At 60.6% G+C, this 5219-nt stretch carries 4 protein-coding genes; 3 read left to right on the top strand and 1 reads right to left on the bottom strand.

Going from position 1 to position 5219, the window contains the following annotated elements; genetic code table 11:
* Positions 1-595: thermonuclease family protein (locus AC1DUU_RS22260; protein ID WP_476785563.1), on the bottom strand; the 595-nt coding region annotated here is incomplete at its 3' end.
* A gap of 243 nt (positions 596-838) precedes the next feature.
* Between AC1DUU_RS22260 and AC1DUU_RS22255 the strand changes: the two genes are divergently transcribed.
* The 3 genes from AC1DUU_RS22255 to AC1DUU_RS22245 form a co-directional block, all read left to right on the top strand.
* Complete coding sequence (locus AC1DUU_RS22255) at positions 839-1768, top strand: transglutaminase-like cysteine peptidase (RefSeq protein ID WP_476785562.1); 930 nt, start codon at positions 839-841, stop codon at positions 1766-1768.
* Between the two features lie 336 nt (positions 1769-2104).
* Entirely contained in the window at positions 2105-3544 is a 1440-nt protein-coding gene (locus tag AC1DUU_RS22250) for a TolC family protein (protein ID WP_476785564.1), read from the top strand.
* A gap of 31 nt (positions 3545-3575) precedes the next feature.
* A partial coding sequence (locus tag AC1DUU_RS22245) for an ABC transporter transmembrane domain-containing protein (RefSeq protein ID WP_476785561.1) occupies positions 3576-5219 on the top strand: 1644 nt, incomplete at its 3' end.

Here is a 5219-nt window from a genome sequence, read left to right as displayed (position 1 = left end):
CCTGCTTGCCGAGCCTGCAGGCGGCAGCCACGGCTTGCCTTTCGGCCGGCGGAAACACCTGGCACAAGGGCGCCCGGCCGCGCAGCCAGTATCTAAAGGCAAGCATGGCCCGCTCGCCGCAGTTCCACGTCGCACCCTCGAACTCGCATGTCTGATCGGGACTGAGCCCCTCGGTGCCGGCAATAAGGATCGTGTAGCCCATCGACTGGAACGTGGCCGAGGACGTTACCGCTGGACGATAGAGAAGCGTGCCCTCCCAATCGTCTGGTGCAATCGGCTTGGGTGGCGGGGCGAGCCCCAAGTCGCCGAGCGGAGGTCTCGCCTCGACGCGTTCCAACGTCTGGCCAGCAGCTTCAGGCGGTACGACGACATCGGGGGCAATCGCTCGTGTCGCGTCGCGCTTTGTCGCTCCCAGGTCTCCGAAGGCGACACGAGGCTTGTTTGTAGAGTCGGCAGATATGGCGCCTGGTGAATCGGCTTCGAAAATCGGCTGTTGTGGTGTATAAACACTGCCCTGTGCAATGACGACCAACGCAACCGCGCCAATCGCGGCGAGCGCAACCAATTGAACAAGAATTGCACGCCGCGAGGTCACGTCGCTTTCGCTCTCACACAACACTGCACAACGTCCTGACGGCGCGGCAAAGCATTTCACCATCGAACAGATGGATATGGATTGCATGGCAGTGCCAGTCTTGGAAGAGACGCAGTGTGAACGTCGAAAAATTGCGTAAAATTTTCTGAAAAGTATATCTCGAAGATTATACTGCAGTTACCCGTGTTTATTTCCGATAATTTGAGATGATGTTGTTAGCTTCCATCAAAATAGGTGGGCGCGATGAAAGCAACAGCGAGCAACGTTTCGAAACTCGGATTGAAGAGCCTTGCAGCGGCAGCGCTTCTCGTTGCGGCGTTCAACGGAGCCAGTGCAAGCGAGCGAATTGATGTGGCGTCGCTGACAGTCACCCAGACTCACGCCGCGCCGCTTCTCGGCGGCTTGCTGCTTGTCGAACCTGCAGCACCTACAGCCGCCAAGCCCTTCCAGTTCGGGCGGGATTTCGACGGCTACGGTCTTGCCTTGCGCAGCACGCCCGATAACGACGCCGCGGCTGCAGGTATCGACCAGATGAAAACAGCTGCCATCATTCCCGGCGTGTTCGGTTCGGTTGCTATTCCGATGCGCAATTTCCCTGTCGCGGGGCGCTGGGCCAAGGTCTATCGCCAGATCAGCGACTGCGCTGATCAGGCCGCTTGCGGCAAGAACGGCGCAATCCTTTCAGCGCTGGCCGTGCGTAGCCGCGACGGCAAGTTCCTCGACAAGCTCGTCGCCGTGAACCGCGCGGTGAACACGATGATCGCCTACCGCAAGGATGAGGCGGTCTACGGTAATCTCGATTACTGGGCGAAGCCCGCGGAAATACTTTCGCGCGGTGCTGGCGACTGCGAAGACTTTGCCATTCTCAAGATGGCGGCGTTGATCGAAGCCGGCGTGCCGGCGCAGAGCATGTCGCTTGTGGTGTTGCAAGACAGCAGCCGGGGCGTCTTCCATGCCGTTCTCTCGATTGCCACCCAGAGTGGAACCTTCATTCTCGACAATTTGAGCAACGATGTCCTGCGCGACGGCGCGCTGAAGAGCTATGTTCCGCTTTATTCCTTCAGCACCGATCGTGCCTGGATCCATGGCGCGAAACCCGGCTCGGAACAAATCGCGGCTGCAACAGGCAGCTTTGCCGCAATCGCGCCCGGCGAGGGCCCGCTGCCGCAATAAAGTGACTGCAAAGCGGCCAGGCACGGGCTGGCGCATGGCGAATCGACGGACACTGAACCCACGGCAATTGCAGGTTGACCCGCCGCCTCGATCCGCGAGGTGGCATCGTCAGTGCAAAACCTGTGTGCTGATCGTGCCGCGGCAGCTTTAGCAGCCAGAAATGTAGCATTTTTGCATCAGTGCTTTGGCCAAATCACTTGAATCGCTGGATTCAGAGTAGGGGCATTAAATTTACTGTCGATTTTCTTCCGCTACTGGATAATTGCTCCTAGTGGATGGGTTTGGGATTTCGGCTGCTGCGGGGCACCGGAAGGTTGTGGGGGAATGTTTATGCCGATGCGTCTCGGACGACTGGCGATGCGGCTTGGGGTATTGCTGACGGCAACCATGCTGTCGGGCAATGGCGCCAACGCGCTGACGCTGACGGAAGCGATGGCGGTGGCCGTCGAATCCAACCCTGAGATYGGCCAGGCCATCGAAAACCGCGAAGCRATCGAATTCGAGCTGCGCCAGGCGAAGGGGCTTTACCTTCCGAGCGTCGACTTCGAAGCATCGACCGGTGCGCGCCGGCTCGACAACTCATCGCGGCGCGCCCTTTCGATTGAAGACGACAGTCTGTACCCGTCAGAAGCGGGTGTGGTCGTGACGCAGAAACTGTTCGACAATGGCGCCCGTCGTGCCGAACTGTCGCGCCAGGCCTCGCGTGTCGATGGTGCGTCCTTCCGCGTGCTCGAACGCTCCGAATTCATCGGGCTTTCGGTCGTCCAGGACTATCTCGAATATATGCTGCAGGCGCAGATCGTTGGCGACGCCAAGAGGAACCTCGGTGTCCACCAGTCGATCCTCGGCGACATCCGCGAAGGCATCCAGGGCGGCGCCCTGACCGATGCCGACCGGCAGCAGGCCGAAGAACGGCTTTATGCCGCGCAGGCCCGTTTGCAGGAAGCAAACGAAGAGCTGGAAGCAGCAAAGATCAGGTTCTACAAGACTGTCGGCAAACCGCTGACAAGCCCATCCAAGCCTGGCTCCGTAGCCAAGGCGTTGCCCCGCTCGCTTGACGACGCGATCGGGCTTGCCCGTCGCAACAATCCACGCGTTCATATGGTCAGCAGCGACATCGACGCTGCCGCTTCGCTCGTCGATGCGGCGCGGGCCAAATACGGGCCGGAAGTCGTAGCAGAAGGCCGGGCCCGCGTCGGTACCGATATCGACGGCGACAGCGACGATACCAACGACCTGCAGGCCCGCCTGGTGCTGCGCTGGAACCTCTATCGCGGCGGCATCGATAAGGCCAACGAGCAGGAACATATCCGGCGCGTGAGCGAGACGCGGCTTGCACTTAATCAGGTCCAGCGTGAGGTCGATGAGGCCGTGCGCATTTCGTGGGAACGTCGCTTCCGCCAAGCCGAACTGACCAAGACGCTGCGCCTGCAGACGGCTGTCAACGACCGGCTCGTCGTGTCCTATCGCGAGCAGTTCAAGGTCGGCCAGCGCTCGCTGCTCGACGTGCTCGATGCGCAGAATACGCGCTTCAATTCCGAAACCCTTGCCAACACCGCGGCTTTCGCATCATTGTTCGCCGAATATCGCCTCCTGGCAGCAACCGGCCAGCTGTTGACGACGATGGGCATAGCGCCGGCAAAGCAGTCTACCGCCTATGCCCGCAACGAGTTCAACGTGCCAGCGACAGCCGATACCGACACCTATGCGCGGACGCCTTCGGAGCAGGTAAACAATATGCCGTTCGACCTCCTGGCCCCGGTCAGAAAGAAATAGGGTGGCTGCCTGACGGCAGCCCCCGCCCGTCATGAACCAGCAGATTCATATCCAGACGCCGGTAGAAGCGTTCAAGTCCTGCTTTTCAGCGGTTGCTGCCTATCTTGGCCGCCCGAGCGCTGAAACAGTGCTGTTTTCCGGCGTGCCGATCTCAGCGACGCGGATAGAGGTGCAGGAAATCAGGCACCTCGCCGAGCGCATCGGCCTGGAAACGACGGAATTCGAGCATCGCGACTTCGCACGCGGCCGCTTCGACCTGCCAGCGATCATATTCCGCCCCAACCGCTTGCCCATCGCCATTCTGGCGGAGCAGCGCGACGGCGCCGAGTTTCTGACGGGCCCTCAGGAAGACGGGCGCACATCAATCTCGCGCGCCGAGTTGATGGCTACACCGATTGCCGGAGGCGTCGGCTTTTCGATCACCTATGCCAATACCGCCGAGGACATGAATGTCGGCAATGCCGCCAGGATCGAACGGCCGCACTGGCTGTACGGCACGCTGGGCATGTTCTGGCGCTCCTACTCGCGCGTGGCGCTGGCAGCGATCTTCATCAACCTTCTGGCGATTGCCTCGCCCATTTTCACGATGAACGTCTACGACCGCATATTGCCCAACAAGTCGATCTCGTCGCTTTGGGTTCTGGCGATCGGTGTGTCGACCGCGATCCTGTTTGACCTGCTGCTCAAGACGGCGCGCGCAGCCCTCATCGACCATGCCGGTCGCAAGGCCGACCTGCGCATCTCCTACATGCTGTTTGAGAAGGTGTTGAACACCTCGCTCAGCGCGCGCCCCGCATCGACCGGCGAATATGCCAACCGTGTCTCGCAATATGAATTCGTCCGTGAATTCTTCACCTCGAACACCGTCAGCACCTTCATCGATACGGCATTCGTCTTCATCTTCTTGCTGGTGATCTACGCGATTGCGGGCTGGCTGGTCATTGTGCCGATCATCGCCTTCATCGCGGCGGTCATCATTGGGCTCGTGGCGCAGCACCGTATCGGCAAGCGTGTGGCGGCGTCGATGAACGAGGCTTCCCAGCGTCAGGCGCTGCTGGTGGAGTCGATCTCGACGGTCGAGACGATCAAGTCGCTGCGTGCCGAGGCCTATCTGTTGCGGAAGTGGCGCGAGCATTCCAAAAATGCCGCCAACACCTCCGAAAAGATCAAGGAACTGTCGTCGGCGGCCGCGAACATGACGCAGTTCGTGCAGCAGCTGGTGACTGTGGGGCTAGTGGTAGCGGGCGCCTATGCTTTCGACAGTGGTGCCGTCTCGACGGGCGCCATCATCGCCGCCGTCATGCTTTCGGGCCGAGCCGTGGCACCGCTCGGCCAGCTTGCGATGACCATTTCGCGCTTCCGGCAGGCGATGCTGTCGCTGAGGGTGCTGAACTCCATCATGGAGCAGCCGGAGGATCGCCCTGATACGGTCGGCTTCGTCAATCGCCCCATCCGCGTCGGCGCACTGACGCTTCGCAATGTCGGCTTTGCCTATCCAGGCACGGAAACCGACGTTCTGACTGCTATCAACCTGTCGATCAATCCAGGCGAGCGCGTCGGTATCATCGGCCGCATCGGCTCGGGCAAGACGACCTTCGGGCGACTGGTCGGACGGCTGTACTTGCCGACCACTGGCGAGCTGCTGTTCGATGGCATCGACGTTCGCCAGTACCAC

This window comes from Aminobacter sp. P4_H6_2, assembly GCF_056400805.1.
This window is presented reverse-complemented; position numbering and strand designations above follow the sequence as displayed.